Origin of the sequence: Vreelandella stevensii S18214, assembly GCF_000275725.1 — a bacterium.
Taxonomy (GTDB): domain Bacteria; phylum Pseudomonadota; class Gammaproteobacteria; order Pseudomonadales; family Halomonadaceae; genus Vreelandella; species Vreelandella stevensii.
In genome coordinates this window covers 50,276-63,759 of sequence record NZ_AJTS01000010.1, presented here as the reverse complement: position 1 = coordinate 63,759, position 13,484 = coordinate 50,276, and the positions used below count along the sequence as shown (strand labels likewise).

General features: G+C 62.1%; 14 protein-coding genes, 1 tRNA gene and 1 pseudogene. 4 read left to right on the top strand and 12 right to left on the bottom strand.

What is annotated here, in order from left to right; translation table 11 throughout:
• Positions 1 to 103: 103 nt before the first annotated feature.
• The 3 genes from HSS18214_RS0100760 (at position 104) to HSS18214_RS0100750 (ending at position 2,433) form a co-directional block, all read left to right on the top strand.
• On the top strand, positions 104 to 802 hold the full coding sequence (locus HSS18214_RS0100760) for an ABC transporter permease (protein WP_016913407.1): 699 nt from the start codon (positions 104 to 106) through the stop codon (positions 800 to 802).
• On the top strand, positions 799 to 1,524 hold the full coding sequence (locus tag HSS18214_RS0100755) for an ATP-binding cassette domain-containing protein (protein ID WP_016913406.1): 726 nt from the start codon (positions 799 to 801) through the stop codon (positions 1,522 to 1,524). The genes HSS18214_RS0100760 and HSS18214_RS0100755 overlap by 4 nt, the downstream gene beginning before the upstream one ends.
• A gap of 72 nt (positions 1,525 to 1,596) precedes the next feature.
• Positions 1,597 to 2,433 (top strand): ABC transporter substrate-binding protein, encoded by an 837-nt coding sequence (locus tag HSS18214_RS0100750; protein ID WP_016913405.1) that lies wholly within the window; start codon positions 1,597 to 1,599, stop codon positions 2,431 to 2,433.
• A 151-nt stretch (positions 2,434 to 2,584) separates the two neighbouring features.
• Here the strand turns inward: HSS18214_RS0100750 and cysN are convergent, their stop codons facing one another.
• The 6 genes from cysN to HSS18214_RS0100720 all read right to left on the bottom strand — a co-directional run bounded on the left by cysN (position 2,585) and on the right by HSS18214_RS0100720 (position 7,754).
• A complete protein-coding gene (gene cysN / locus HSS18214_RS0100745; RefSeq protein WP_016913404.1) occupies positions 2,585 to 4,030 on the bottom strand; it encodes a sulfate adenylyltransferase subunit CysN in 1,446 nt (481 codons plus the stop codon).
• Positions 4,030 to 4,986, bottom strand: coding sequence for a sulfate adenylyltransferase subunit CysD (gene cysD, locus HSS18214_RS0100740; RefSeq protein ID WP_016913403.1), 957 nt, complete (start codon positions 4,984 to 4,986; stop codon positions 4,030 to 4,032). Before cysD ends, cysN begins: the two co-directional genes overlap by 1 nt.
• 195 nt (positions 4,987 to 5,181) lie before the next feature.
• Positions 5,182 to 5,916 carry a phosphodiesterase gene (locus HSS18214_RS0100735; protein WP_016913402.1) on the bottom strand — a complete coding sequence of 245 codons (735 nt, stop codon included), beginning with the start codon at positions 5,914 to 5,916 and terminating at the stop codon, positions 5,182 to 5,184.
• A complete protein-coding gene (locus HSS18214_RS0100730; RefSeq protein ID WP_016913401.1) occupies positions 5,916 to 6,362 on the bottom strand; it encodes a DUF1249 domain-containing protein in 447 nt (148 codons plus the stop codon). Before HSS18214_RS0100730 ends, HSS18214_RS0100735 begins: the two co-directional genes overlap by 1 nt.
• A gap of 9 nt (positions 6,363 to 6,371) precedes the next feature.
• Complete coding sequence (locus HSS18214_RS0100725) at positions 6,372 to 7,019, bottom strand: NUDIX domain-containing protein (protein WP_016913400.1); 648 nt, start codon at positions 7,017 to 7,019, stop codon at positions 6,372 to 6,374.
• A 90-nt stretch (positions 7,020 to 7,109) separates the two neighbouring features.
• Positions 7,110 to 7,754 (bottom strand): TRAP transporter TatT component family protein, encoded by a 645-nt coding sequence (locus tag HSS18214_RS0100720; RefSeq protein ID WP_016913399.1) that lies wholly within the window; start codon positions 7,752 to 7,754, stop codon positions 7,110 to 7,112.
• 211 nt (positions 7,755 to 7,965) lie between these two features.
• Here HSS18214_RS0100720 and greB point away from each other — a divergent pair, with 211 nt between their 5' ends.
• Positions 7,966 to 8,511, top strand: a complete 546-nt coding sequence (gene greB, locus HSS18214_RS0100715; RefSeq protein WP_016913398.1) for a transcription elongation factor GreB — start codon at positions 7,966 to 7,968, stop codon at positions 8,509 to 8,511.
• Positions 8,512 to 8,524: 13 nt separating this feature from the next.
• Here the strand turns inward: greB and HSS18214_RS0100710 are convergent, their stop codons facing one another.
• The 6 genes and pseudogenes from HSS18214_RS0100710 to HSS18214_RS0100690 all read right to left on the bottom strand — a co-directional run bounded on the left by HSS18214_RS0100710 (position 8,525) and on the right by HSS18214_RS0100690 (position 13,415).
• Positions 8,525 to 9,514 (bottom strand): methyltransferase, encoded by a 990-nt coding sequence (locus HSS18214_RS0100710; RefSeq protein WP_016913397.1) that lies wholly within the window; start codon positions 9,512 to 9,514, stop codon positions 8,525 to 8,527.
• On the bottom strand, positions 9,511 to 10,329 hold the full coding sequence (locus HSS18214_RS0100705; protein ID WP_016913396.1) for a methyltransferase domain-containing protein: 819 nt from the start codon (positions 10,327 to 10,329) through the stop codon (positions 9,511 to 9,513). The genes HSS18214_RS0100710 and HSS18214_RS0100705 overlap by 4 nt, the downstream gene beginning before the upstream one ends.
• 49 nt (positions 10,330 to 10,378) lie before the next feature.
• Positions 10,379 to 11,896, bottom strand: a complete 1,518-nt coding sequence (locus HSS18214_RS0100700; RefSeq protein WP_016913395.1) for an amidase — start codon at positions 11,894 to 11,896, stop codon at positions 10,379 to 10,381.
• A gap of 21 nt (positions 11,897 to 11,917) precedes the next feature.
• A pseudogene (locus HSS18214_RS19410) lies at positions 11,918 to 12,196 on the bottom strand (transposase); the annotation flags it as partial.
• A 142-nt stretch (positions 12,197 to 12,338) separates the two neighbouring features.
• Positions 12,339 to 12,415, bottom strand: a tRNA-Arg gene (locus HSS18214_RS0100695).
• A gap of 52 nt (positions 12,416 to 12,467) precedes the next feature.
• Positions 12,468 to 13,415: an AEC family transporter gene (locus tag HSS18214_RS0100690; RefSeq protein ID WP_016913394.1), complete on the bottom strand. Its 948-nt coding sequence runs from the start codon at positions 13,413 to 13,415 to the stop codon at positions 12,468 to 12,470.
• Positions 13,416 to 13,484: the final 69 nt, after the last annotated feature.

The window sequence follows — 13,484 nt, the reverse complement described above, 5'->3', positions numbered from 1 at the left end:
CTTCTACCAGCATCGTGACTTTTTAGACACGTCATGACCTTACAACGACACCCTACCAACACAATGAACCTGCCCCTATCAGCAACCCTGGCCACGGAACGTCATGTCGGATAACCCATTCAGCACCGCGATAGCGCTCATTCTGGGCATGGACCCCGCGCTCGTGGCCATCGTAACGCTATCGCTTCAGGTGTCGCTGATCGCCGTCACCCTGGCCAGCCTGTTGGCACTGCCCCTAGGGGCGGCGCTGGCACTGTGGCAGTTCCCCGGGCGGAACGCTCTGATCGTGGTGCTCAATGCCCTCATGGGACTACCTCCCGTGGTCGCGGGCCTGTGCGTCTACCTCCTGCTTTCCCGTGCGGGGCCATTGGGTCAGTTCGGGCTGCTGTTCTCGCCCACCGCCATGGTCATTGCCCAGGTGATTCTCGTCTTTCCGATCATTGCTGCCCTGACACGCCAGCAGGTGGAAGCCCTGCACAGCGAGTACGCCGAACAGCTGCGTTCGCTGGGGCTCGGCCAACTGCGCATGATGCCCACGCTGCTGTGGGATGCGCGATTTGGCCTGCTGACCGTGATACTGGCGGGCTTTGGCCGCGCCAGTGCGGAAGTGGGCGCAGTGATGATCGTGGGGGGCAATATCGACGGCGTGACCAGGGTCATGACCACCAGCATCGTGCTGGAAACCAGCAAGGGTAACCTGGCGATGGCCTTGGGGCTGGGCATCATTCTGCTCAGCCTGGTCACCTTGATCAATGCACTGGCCCACTGGGTCAGTGAAACGGCAAAACGGCGGTTAGGATGAACGCACCCCTCAGCCCCGCGGCTTCCACCGTCCCCAGACTGCATTTTCAGCAGGTCAGTTTCTGCCACCGTGGCGACACGCTGCTGGCACCGACCACGCTAGCGCTGCACGGCTGCCGCCGGACGCTGGTAATGGGCCCCAACGGGGCTGGCAAAAGCCTGCTCATGCGCTTGGCGCATGGGCTGCTGCGCCCCAGCAGTGGTCAGGTGACCTGGGAAGGCAAGCCGCCGGTGCAGGCCATGGTCTTTCAGCGCCCGGTGCTGCTGCGCCGTTCGGCGCTGGACAATCTCACCTACGCGCTGGCCGTGCATCGGGTGCCTCGCCGCCAGCGCAAGGCGCTGGCCTTGCAGGCATTGGAAAAGTTCGGCCTGACCAGCTTGGCCAAGCGCCCCGCCCGGGTGCTTTCCGGAGGCGAGCAGCAACGTCTCACGCTGGCACGGGCCTGGCTGCTCAAGCCTGCCGTCCTGTTTCTGGATGAACCCACCTCCGCCCTGGACCCGGCGGCCATCAAGGCCGTGGAAGACGCGGTCAATGAGTTCCATCAGGCAGGCACGCGTATCGTCATGACCACCCACGATTTGCATCAGGCCCGGCGTCTGGCCGACGACGTGCTGTTCATGTACAGCGGTCAGTTGATCGAACACACCTCGGCAGAAGACTTTTTTGACACCCCGGCAACAGCGCAGGCCAGGGCGTTCATACGGGGCGAGCTGGTCTGGTAAGCCTTGCTCTGGCAAGCCCTACTCTAGTAAGCCCCGCTACGACGCTTGAACAATACCCAAAGGAGCAGGACCGTGAACAAGACCACTACCCTCGTTACCGCCAGCCTATGCACCACGGCACTGGCCTGGAGCGCCTCGCTGCTGGCCAATGATGATTACATTACCCTGGCTTCCACCACCTCTACCGAGAACTCGGGGCTGTTTGGAGCCATTCTGCCGGTCTTTACCGAAGCGACCGGGATCGATGTGCGCGTGGTGGCCGTAGGCACTGGCCAGGCCTTCGAAATCGCTCGTCGTGGCGATGCCGATAGCCTGCTGGTTCACGATACCGCAGGCGAAGAGCAGTTCGTTGCCGATGGCTACGCCACCGAGCGGCTGGATGTGATGTACAACGACTTCGTGATCGTGGGACCCAGCGATGACCCCGCCAACATCGCCGCCAGTGACAGCGTCAGTGATGCTTTGGCGCGGATCGCCGACAGCGAGTCGCCCTTCGCCTCACGGGGTGACGACAGCGGCACTCACCGCGCCGAGCTGCGCCTTTGGAAAGATGCGGGCGTCACACCGCAAGGAGATTGGTACCGTGAACTGGGCAGCGGCATGGGGCCGACCCTGAATACCGCCGCAGGCATGAACGCCTACAGCTTCACCGACCGCGCCACCTGGGTGGCCTTTGAAAACCCGCAGGACCTGACCCTGCTGTTCGAGGGCGACGAAGCGCTGTTCAACCAATACGGTTCGCTGCTGCTGTCACAGGAGCAGCACCCGCACCTGAAACATGAGCTGGCGGGCCAATGGCACGAGTGGCTGGTGTCCGACGAAGGCCAGCAAGCGATTGCCGACTTCAAGGTCAACGACCAGCAGCTGTTCTTCCCCAACGCGACTCGCTCCAGGGCGCATTGGAGATAAAACTTCATCTTTGATCATTAAAAACAGCGGCAACCCACCCGCTGTCTCCATATAGAAAACCTGCTGCAGCGTCTTGCGCCAACAGCAGGTTCAGTGTGCGTTGCCAACGGCTAAGCGTCTACTCGATTATCTCGATAACGTCATCAAACCATTAGCGCAGAAGGTCACGAATGTCCTTCGCGCCCCAGTGCGGAAAATGCTTGCGCACAAGAGCGTTCAGGTCACGTTCGAAGGCGGCCCAGTCGGTGGTGCCGGCCTGCTCACGGGCATCCGCGACCCGCCGAATCATACCGGCGCCCACGGTCACGTTGCTCAGCCGGTCGATGATGATGAAACTGCCCGTGCCGGGGCTGGTACGGTAGTCGTCCACCGGAATCGATGCCGTCAGTTCCACTTCACAGCGAGCAATGGCATTCAGCCCGAGACGCTGGGTCGGGTGTTTCTCCAGCGTGTTGACGTCCACCTGATACTCGATGGCGCTGATCTGGCCCGCCAGATCACGAGTGGCCAGCTTGATATCGTAGAGCTTGCCCGGCTCCAGGGGCTCTTCGTGCATCCAGACCACATCGGCGTTGAACACGTTGGAAAGCGGCACCTGGGCTTCGGCGCTGACCAGCCAATCGCCACGGGAGATATCGATCTCGTCTTCCAGAGTCACGGTGATGGCCTGACCGGGGTAAGCAGCGTCGAGATCCCCGTCGAAAGTGACGATGCGCGCCACGCGGGAGGTCTTGCCCGACGGCAGCGCCTTCACCTCTTGGCCTGGGCGCAGCACACCGGCCGCCAGGGTGCCGCAATAGCCTCGGAAGTCCAGGTTGGGGCGATTGACGTACTGCACCGGCAGGCGCAGGTCGCTCAGGTTCTGGTCACGGGTGACTTCGACGTTTTCCAGCAGCTCGATCAGGGTCTTGCCTTCGTAGCCTTCACTGCCCGCCGCAAAGTACCAGGGCGTGTGCTCGCTGGCGTTGACCACGTTGTCGCCATTGAGCGCCGACATCGGCACGAAGCGAATGTCCGGGGCCTGCAAGTTGGCCGCAAAAGCGCGGTACTCCGCCACGATCTCGTTGAAGCGTGCCTCCGAGAAGCCCACCAGGTCCATCTTGTTGACCGCGATGACCAGATGCTGAATGCCCAGCAGGTCGGCAATGAAGCTGTGCCGACGTGTTTGGGTCTGCACACCGTAGCGCGCGTCGATCAGGATGATCGCCAGGCTGGCAGTGGAAGCGCCCGTGGCCATGTTGCGCGTGTACTGCTCGTGCCCCGGCGTATCGGCAATGATGAACTTGCGCTTGTCGGTGGAGAAAAAGCGGTACGCCACGTCGATGGTGATGCCCTGCTCGCGCTCCGATTGCAGGCCATCTACCAACAGGGCGAGGTCCACCGTATCACCGGTGGTGCCACTGGTTTTGGAAGCCTTGGTGATCGCGGCGAGCTGATCTTCGAAGATCATCTTGGAGTCGTGGAGCAGCCGTCCAATGAGCGTGGACTTGCCGTCGTCGACGCTGCCGCAGGTGATGAAACGCAGCAGATCCTTGTTTTCGTGCTCGTGCAGGTATTGCTCGATGTTATCGGCAATCAACGTTGATTGGTGCGCCATTAGAAATACCCCTCACGCTTTTTCTTCTCCATGGAACCGGCCTGATCGTGATCAATGGCGCGGCCACTGCGCTCGCTGGTCCTGGTCAGCAGCATCTCCTGAATGATCTCCGGCAGCGTGGCGGCGGTGGACTCCACCGCCCCCGTCAGCGGGTAGCAGCCCAGGGTTCTGAAACGCACCCACTTCTCTTCCGGCACTTCGCCCTCGGCCAGCGGCAGGCGCTCGTCGTCCACCATGATCTGCATGCCGTCGCGCTGTACTACCGGACGCTTGGCGGAGTAGTACAACGGCACGATGGGAATCGACTCCAGATAGATGTACTGCCAGATATCCAGCTCGGTCCAGTTGGAGAGCGGGAACACGCGAATCGATTCGCCCTTGTTGATCTTGGCGTTATAGACGCTCCACAGCTCCGGACGCTGATTTTTCGGGTCCCAGCGGTGGTACTTGTCGCGGAAGGAGTAGACGCGCTCCTTGGCACGGGAGGCTTCCTCGTCGCGCCGCGCGCCGCCAAAGGCAGCATCGAAACCGTGCTTGCTCAGGGCCTGCTTGAGGGCCTGGGTCTTCATGATATCGGTGTACTTGGCACTGCCGTGGTCGAAGGGGTTGATGTTGGCGGCGCGCCCCTCTTCGTTGGTATGCACGATCAGCTCCATGCCCGCCTCTTCCGCCATGCGATTGCGGAAAGCGATCATCTCGCGGAACTTCCAGGTGGTATCGATATGCATCAGCGGGAACGGCGGCGTGCCGGGGTAGAAGGCCTTCCGCGCCAGATGCAGCATCACCGAGGAGTCCTTGCCGATGGAGTACATCATCACCGGGTTGCTGAACTCGGCAGCCACTTCCCGGATGATATGGATCGACTCGGCTTCGAGCTGCTTCAGGTGGGTCAGTCGGGCGGCATCCGGTGCAATGGGCACCTGTTGCGTCGCCGGTGGCGCAGAAAACTGGTTCATTACCTACTCCCTCACAAAACGGTGCTTGCTTTTATCGAAACGGCTTTTCAAGGAAGCCTGTGCAAACATGGTGTGCCACCCTGCGCGCATGAATCGCAAGGTGGGCATTTGTGGGTAGGGTAACGCCAGGCCAATAATAACCCAAAAGAATTAATAACTATCTTTTTATATCTTTATCGAATAAATAGACAGGCATCAGAGGTCGATACGCTCGACCCAGGTCTGCCACTCCTCCCCGTGCAGCTCCACCACGCGATAACCCGGCCGCGACGCTTCATCCACTGCAAAGGTTTCCGCACCGGGCAGAAACTGGTCTGACGTGGCGGGGCAACCATAAGTGCCTATCGCCGAGCCCGCCAGCGGCTGATGCTGGGCAAAAGCCTGATGGGCATGCCCAAACAGAATGATCTTGACCTGGGGGTAAGCGCTCAACAGCTGCCAGAACGCATCGCGGTCCTGCAAACCAATCGCATCCATCCAGTCCGCCCCGACGTCCACCGGCGGGTGGTGCATGACGATGGCCACCGGCCGCTCGTCCTGCTCCAGCCGTTCGGCCAGGGCGGTGAGTTTGGCCGCCCCCAGCTCGCCATGGGGCTTGCCCGGCACATGGGTATCCAGCAGCAGCAGGCGCCACTGTTCCAGGTCGACTTCATCCAGCATCGGGCGTTCTGCGGCCATCAGTTCGGGCTGGTCGTGGTTGCCCGGTATCCAGAACCAGGGGCACGGCAGGCGGTTCAAGGCCTCGCAGGCGTGAACGTAAGACGCGCTGGTTTCATCCTGGCTGATATCACCACTCACCACCACCACGTCCGGGCGTTCGGCCATCACGGCGTCCAGCACGGCTTCGAACTGCTGCCAGGGAATGGCCGCCCGAGAGCGTGCCTGCTTGTCGGCGTGCAGATGCGCATCGGTAATCTGTATCAACCGCATCAGGGTAGCTCCGGCAAATCGACGACATGACCATGGGCCAGCCCATGGGCCAACCACTCTCCTAAAAAGCAGTTCAACTGCAGCTTTTCATCCGGTTGATGCATGCGCGCATTGGGGTAGCGATAGCGTCCGCTGAAATGACGCTCGCGCTGAAAGTCGATGACTTCCGCCATGCGCACATCATGGTAAAGGTGCACGCGCATGCGCGGCCCTTCGATGACCGCATCCAGCGGGCCGCGCTGGGAGATCTCCACCAGCGTGGTGTAAGGGGCCTGTTGAAGAATGGCCAGCTTGAGGTCGCCAAAGTGCTGGTGATCACCGCGCAAGGCGATATCGCGCCGCTGGCCGCTCTGCAGGTCACCCACCAGGCGCACTAGGCGCAGATAGTTGGCGCTGCACTCCCCTTGCAAGGTTTTCAAATCGGTTACGTAGGCGGCTCTTGCCATGATGACTCCTTACCGGGTGTTGGCCTCGACGGCTGACACGGCCGCGCGCTGGGAAGCCGCCCGCAGCGATGCCCGCTGCCCGGCCAACCAGTGCATGCCGATCAAACACATGGCGTTGTCGAGTCGGCCCTGCTCCAGGAGTTCCCAGGCGGCGGGAAAAGAGACGACATGAACACGGATGTTTTCATTCTCGTCCTCGACGCCATGCACGCCTCCCACGCCCTGGCTATCGACCAGCCCGCAAAATAGCGTGACCCGCTCGTTGCAGGCGCCAGGGCTTGGGTAGTAGGTATGCAATCGGGTCAGTTGGCCCACCTGGCAACCGGCTTCCTCTTGGGCCTCACGGCGCGCCACGTTTTCCAGGGTCTCGTCCTTGTCGACGAGGCCAGCTACCAGTTCCAGCTTCCAGGGGGAGTGAGGGTCATCGATGGCGCCGGCGCGAAATTGCTCGACGAGGATCAGCGCATCACGCTCGGGGTCATACAACAGCACACCCACCGCATCGTGGCGGTTGTGCACTTCTCGGCGCATGGTGGCGCTCCAGCCGCCCTCGAAAAGTCGATGACGCAGCTCTAGCGCTTCCAGGCGAAAAAACCCCTTGTACAGGGTGTCACGCGTGATGAGTTCCACATCGTCGCGATTGAGCGTGGGGCCCATACGGCACTCCCGGTGAACATGATCGTACCATTATCAATGCTGGCCACCGGGAATGCCAATCGGATCATCAACCGCGTGATTTGACGGCCATTACAGCTCGCGCAGCAGCGCCTCGGCATCACGGCGAAGGGCTTCGTCGGAACGCTGGCGACTCTCCCGCGCCGTGCCGTTCACGGCTCGCTGAGCATGCTCCCGCGCCGCCTGGGTGTTGCCCTCTTCTTTCAGGAAAGCGGCATAGTAGTAGTTCACATCGATACCGTCCGGGCGAATTTCCAGCGCCCGCTGGAACATCCGCTCAGCGGTGGCGCTATTGCCAAACCCCAGCGGGCGACCCGGGGCACGGTCATACAGCGCCCCCAGGGTCACATACGCAGAGCCATTGCCCCCCGTAGGGTCGATCTCGACGGCGCGTTCCAGCACCGTGCGCGCATCACCGGCGGTACCCAGCGCCCCCAACCCACCCCGCTCTCTAGCATAGGAAGCCAGCACGATGCCTTGCCATATCAGCACCTCGGCCTCGTTGGGGTTCTGCTGGGCCAGTCGCTCTGCCTCGCCCGCCAATGCCCTCAGGGTCGACTCCCGTTGGTTGGCGGGCATCTCGGTCACCGTATGCTCCCAGCGGTTCTTCAAGGAGAACAGCTCGCTTTCGAAGGCCGACGCGCTCAGCGGCGACAGCACCAAAGCACCGCCCAACGCCGCCGCCATGAAGAGTCGAGAAAATGGAATTGTACGCATGGAAAACTCCTGCTTGTTGTTATGAAGAATGAGGAATGAGTCATGACTGTTGAGTGATCACTATTGAGTTAGACCTGCTCAAGGCATGGCGATATCTCGTCCACACTGACAATGTAACGAACGTTTGAATGATTCGCCAGAGAATCGCCGCTTTGTTGCCCTGCACCTTGGTAGCGTAAGCTAGGCACTTTTCCGGGAAGGTAACGACACCATGAAAGGCCGCAATATGACGCGCTGGCGCGATCCGGCAAAAGACCCGCGCCAGGCACCCAAGAGCAATCTGATTACCGCCGAGGGCGCGGCCCGCCTGCGGGGCATTCTAGACCACCTTTCCCGCGTCAAGCGCCCTGAGCTGTCGGCCAAGGTAGGGGAAGCCGCTGCGCTGGGAGACCGCAGTGAGAACGCCGACTACACCTACAACAAGAAAGAGTTGAACCGGGTCATCGCCCGCATTCGCTATCTGACCCAGCGGCTGGACGAACTACAGGTAGTGGACAGGCTGCCCGCCAACACCGACAAGGTGTTTTTCGGCGCGTTCGTGAGCCTGGAAGACGACGCGGGGGAAGCCCTGCATATCCGCCTGGTGGGCCATGACGAAATCGACACCCGGAAGCACTGGATCAGTGTCGATGCCCCCATGGCCAAGGCGCTGCTGGGCAAGGAAGTGGACGACGAGATCACGGTGATCACGCCCAACGGCGAGGCGTTCTACACCATTACCGACATTCGCTATGCCGATGCTTCACCCAACGCCTGAGCCAGCGGCCCCTTCACGACTGCCCGCGATACACCCGGAAACGCCGATTGTCGGCCAGCGTCTCGAAGCTTCCAAACGCACGCTCCAGCCGCTCGGGATAAGGCAGGAAGGCGTTGGCCACCAGCACCAGTTGGCCTTTGGGGGTCAGGTGCTGACGCGCTTCGTCGATGAGTCGCGCACTCGGTCCGTAGCTGATCTCGCGCTCCTGGTGAAACGGTGGATTGCTGACGATCAGGTCGAAGCGCGTATCGCCCAGCGCACGGTAGACATCGCTTTCGCACACGCTGCCCGTCAGCTGGTTGGCCGCCAGCGTCTGGCGACACGCCTCGACGGCAAAGGCGTTGACGTCCACCGCTGTCACCGTATGGCCACGGCTGGCCAGCCAGGCGCTGATGATGCCGTCACCACAGCCCATGTCCAGCACGCTCAGCGGGCGCTTGGGCAAGTGCGCTTCCAGGGTTTCAAGTAGTAGCAAGGTTCCTTCGTCGACCTTGCCATGGCCAAACACACCAGGGTGGCTCACCAGCGTCATGCCCAGCGCTTCGAAGCGCTGCCACTCATCCGGCTGCTCGGGCAGCGCCACGGTGTGGCTGGCAAACAGTGAACAGCGGCGTGCGTTGTCCAGCTTGTCACACCCCATGCCCAGCGCTGCCAGCAGCTTCGGCACACGCTTGATCCCGCCCTGGTGCTCCCCCACGATCTCGAAAGGCGTGTTCTCGGGGAGCCATTGGCACAGCCAGCGCAGCCACCACGTGCCCAAGGCATGCGCTTTGGGCCAGAACAGCACCACGCGGCCAGCGGGCTCTGCATTCATGGGCGCCAGCGGGCTACTGGCCAGCTTTCCAGCGTCCTGCCACTGCTGGCGCAGCGCCACATCGCCACTGATCATGGCGGTAGAGCGCTCCACCAGCCAGCCATCGGCAGGTGGAGCGATGGGCAGCAGTTGAGCCGCAGGGCCATGGTAACGTTCGAGAAGTTGGCTGGCGGGCAGTTGAGCGCTCATGCATCGGCCTCGGGTTTGGTGAAGGTGTAAAGTAGATAGCGGCCCAGCCGCCAATGGGGCTCCTGGCGGCAGTACTGGCGTTCCAGCGCCATGAGCGCGGCCTGGTCGTCAGCGCTGGCAGGGGCCTGGCGCAGGTAGTCCTGAAAGATACGAATGCCCGCCACGTCGACCATCTCCAGGCCGCAGCTATCGGCCCAGCCCAGAACTTGCGCGTGGGTCATGGGTGAAATGGGGGTCAAGCGCTGGCGACGCCCCTTGCCTGCCAACTGGTCGCCCAGCGCCTTGCTCAAGTTGCCCTTCACCACGTTGGAGAAGCGCAGCGCATCGCGGTTGAACACCATCAGGCTCAGCTGACCACCGGGGGCCAGCAGGCTGGCCAGGGTAGCCAGCGCCTGGGCCGGGTCGCCCAGCCACTCCAGCACCGCATGACAAGTGATCAGCGGCCAGGGCCCGGGGGCTTGAACGGGCAACGCTTGCAGCGGTGCCACAACGTAGTGCAGCGCGTCGGCATTGAAAGCACCTTCGCTGACCCGCTGGCCATGCCATGCCTGGGCGTGTACCAACATATCCTGGGAAGGCTCTGCCATGGTCACCGCATGCCCCCGCTCGGCCAGCCAGGCCGACAGCTGTCCCAGGCCGCCGCCTACATCCAGTACCGGCTGGGCGTTCAGGTTCAGCATCTGAGGCAGCAGGTAATCCAGCATGGCCAAGCGCAGCTCTCCACGCGGGGCCTGATACAGCGAGCGGGAAAATTTCTCCGCCAGACCATCGAAATAACGGTCGCCCGCCTCGGTCAGTTCGTAGGATGGGTGCATGCAGCAAGCTCTAGATAGAATCACGGGCGTCGATTGACGGGGGCGTAGTTTACCCTGCCTGAGCTGCAAACGCTTGCCGAGGCAGCCTCGCCTGCCAGTTTTCCTGCTGCTCCAGGGCGGCGGCCAACTGCAGCAACTGACGGTCTTCCCCCAGCCGTCCAATTACCTGCACCCCCACGGGCAAGCCGCTTTGCGCCACGTGCATCGGTAGCGACATGGCAGGCTGGCCGGTCAGGTTGGCCAACTGGGTAAAGGGCGTACGGCTCAGGGCATCGACGGCCAGGCGCTTCAACAGCCCCGCCTTCAGGGCCAGCGCGGGCAGGCCCGGCACCGCCAGCAGCGCCATCAGCCGTTCGCGCAGGGCCGACGGGTACAGCTCCCCTAACCGAGGCGCGGTGTCTGCGGCCACGGGCAGCACCAGCACATCATGACGCTGATGAAACTGGCTCATCTGCTCGGCGGCCACGTGCCAGTAGCGCTTGGCCGTCTCGTACTCCCAGGCAGAGAGTTTGGCGCCCAAGCGGCCAATGGCGCGGGTAGAAGGCTCCAGAGGCAGGCGGCCGAGCGGCACGCCGGTTTGCTGACTGATCCAGCGCAGGTCTGCCGCCAGATGGCCCAGGTAGAGCGTCAGGTAACTGTCGGCAAGCGCCTCACCGTCGACCGGCGGGTCGCACCACGCTACCGTGTGCCCCATCTCCTCCAGCCGCTGGGCGGTTTTCTCGATGGCCGTTTTCACCTCTGGATTCAACCGTGTACCCACACTGCGCCCCAAAGGCTCCCCCAGAGAGATCGCCACCCGTAAGGGTGGGCAGGGTTTCGACAGCGCCTCCACATAGCCGCGTTCCGCAAGCACCGGGTAAGGGCCCGAAGGCGCCATGCCGTTGACCTCTTCCAGCAGGGCCGCACTGTCACGCACGCTCCGCGTGATCGCATGCTCAACGACGGCTCCCTGCCACACCTCACCATGGGCTGGCGCCAGCGGCACGCGCCCCCTGGAAGGCTTGAACCCGAACAGCCCGCAATAGCTGGCAGGGATACGAATGGAACCGCCGCCATCGCCTGCCAACGCCAAGGGCACCATGCCCCCGGCCACCGCGGCCGCCGCCCCACCGCTGGAACCACCGGGCGAATAGCCTGCGCACCACGGGTTTTCAGGGTGGGCAAATGCCCTGGGCTCGGTGATGCCCATCAAGCCAAGCTCCGGCGTGGCCGTTTGGCCCACCACCACCAGCCCCGCCCTGCGCGAGCGCTGGATGAACAGCGAGTCCTCGGCAGGCCGCCAGTCGCGTAACGCAGCACTGCCGAACGCCAAGGGCTCCCCTTTGAGCGCCATCAACAAATCCTTGCTCAAGGTGGGCACACCGGCAAAACAGGCCGAACTTTCTACCTGCTGGCTTTCACGACGCGCCTGCTCGACCCGCATGCGCACCACGGCCTGCAGCGCCGGGTTAGCCTGCTCGATGGCCACCAGCGCGGCCTCCAGCACCTCTTCCCGGCTCACCTGCCCGCCACGAATCAGCGCTGCCAGCCCCGTTGCGTCGTACTGTTGATACTCGTGCACGTGCATCGCCACCCTCCCGGTTTTCTTTCAGCGTAGCAAAGGCCAGGCGCCCCCTCTGCGCCTCCGTTGACAGTGTGATTGCAACACGCCCCTGAAACAAAAAACCAGTTGCCTAAGAGACACCTCGTCGTAGACTTCAAACGGTGTGTGCCAATCCAGTGTCTTGCGTGGTCGTGTATTCAGTGAGTCAGCGATCTTGTCGCATTCTTTCTGGCTGCAGACTGACAGGCCCATGCCCTTCGGCAGGCACTGTCTCAACAGCCCATTAGTGTTCTCATTAGAATCCCTCTGCCATAGGCATCCGGGTCGGCAAATAGGTGACTGATACACAGGAAATAGGCGGCTGATGTGGTGCTGATGCAATGCTGTAGCGAGCGTTTTCTGTGGGGGCGAAACGAAAACATACCCAGCACGCTAAGAGAAGAATAAAACAAAGCATTGATTTAACTGGCGTCCCTGGCAGGAGTCGAACCTGCGACCTGCCGCTTAGGAGGCGGCTGCTCTATCCTACTGAGCTACAGGGACTTACGGGGCGCGTAGTATAGCGCGTTGCTGCGCCCCGGCCAACCGCCGCGCTTTAAATCCACCCCGCCAGGCGTAGGGCAAAGATGCCAAGCGTCACCGTAATGCTGGCCATCAGCGTGGTAAGGGCGATGATATTGGCTGCCAGGGCCACGTTACCATTGATCGCCTTGACCATCACGAAGCTGGCAGCGGCGGTGGGGCTGGCGAAGAACAGGAACAACAGCCCCAGCTGCGCGCCGGAGAACCCCATCAGCCATGCCGCCAGTGTGGCCAACGCGGGCAGTACGACCATCTTCATCAGGCTGGCACTCATGGCCACCTGACTGCCTTCACGCATGCTGGAGACCGAAAGCGTGGCGCCAATGCAGATCAACGCCAGGGGCAGCGTCAGCGAGGCAAAGTAGTTGCCCGAGGTCATCACCCAGCTGGGCAGCCCTACGGAAAAAGCGGTGAACGGCAGCGCCGCCACCACGGAAAGAATCAGCGGGTTCTTGACGATATGCCCCAGCAGGCTGCGCCAGTCGGTAGATTGGCCAGGCTGGTACGCCGCCAGGGCCACCACGGAAAGCGCGTTATACATCACGATCACCACGCCCAACAGCAGGCTTCCCGCCGAAAGCCCGTCGTTACCATACATGCCCGCCGCCAAGGCCAACCCCACCACGCCGCAGTTGCCCCGAAAAGCCCCCTGCACGTAGATCCCTCTGTCTGGTTGAGGTACACGAAAATGCGCCCACCCCCAGCTCAAGGCGAACTGCGCCAACGTGGCCACGGCGAAAAACAGCAATAACGGAATATCCAGCGCAACGCTCAGGTCAGCTTTGACTAAACTCAGAAAGATAAGCGTGGGCAGCGTTGCCTTGAACACCAGCGTCGAGGCCGTGCTGACAAAGGCGCTGTCGATCCAGCCCAGGCGCTTCAGGCCAATGCCGATGAACACCATGGCAAACACGGGTAACGTCACGTCTAGCGTGCGGGTAAACAGTTCCAGTAGATCCACAGCAGCACTCTCAGTTGGATAAGCGGCGTCTTATACTCTACCGTTGACCAGGATTTGTCGACTGGCTAG